2 protein-coding genes are annotated in these 637 nt (G+C 54.0%); both read right to left on the bottom strand.

The genetic code is table 11. The features are described from left to right. On the bottom strand, window positions 1–289 hold a 289-nt coding region (locus ACXJKO_RS32015), incomplete at its 3' end, for a hypothetical protein (protein ID WP_457095015.1). Window positions 290–298: 9 nt separating this feature from the next. After that, window positions 299–637 (bottom strand): GtrA family protein (locus tag ACXJKO_RS32010; protein WP_457095014.1); only part of this gene is annotated, 339 nt, incomplete at its 5' end.

Raw genomic sequence — 637 nt, 5'->3', positions numbered from 1 at the left:
AGAATGAGTTTGGATCGAGAGCATAGGCTAGGGCATGAGGGAAGATCGTCAGGGGTCTGGCTAGGTGAGCTGCGAGGTGGTCGGAGTTAGCAAGGAACTGGGTGCCGTGTTTTGTAAATAGAGCAAGTATCCCCCATTCCTCGATCAGACCGCCCAGGAAAAATCCAAAGGGAAGCCAGAGCGCTATCACGGCAAGACCAGGGATAACGATCAGCAGCCATACTAGTATGGATGAAGCCCGCGTAGGATAAACCTTCCGCGCAGAGCCCCAATAGGATTCTTGGATCATGTGCGGAACTCAGTTTGCTGCTCGTAGGACATAGCGAGTCAGGAGAAACGAGATGGGCACGTTCACGACGATGGTCAGGAGCATTGCAGCGGCGTTGGAGAGGCCCAGATACGTAAACAACGTCAGAAATGCCAAGCCGCTGACATATTGAACGACGTAAACGGCCGGGAATTGCAGGGCTGTGCGAACCGATGGCTTCGCTTGGAAAACGAACATCGTGTTGATCCCGTAAGAAAGCAGGATCCCGACGATGTAAGCGATTGTGTAGGCAGCGGTGGCGGGAATGACCCACTGCAGGAGCAGGAAAAGGCCATAGGTGACGGCCGTATTGACACCACCTCCCAGAAG

The organism is Microvirga sp. P5_D2 (assembly GCF_054049475.1).
This window is presented reverse-complemented; position numbering and strand designations above follow the sequence as displayed.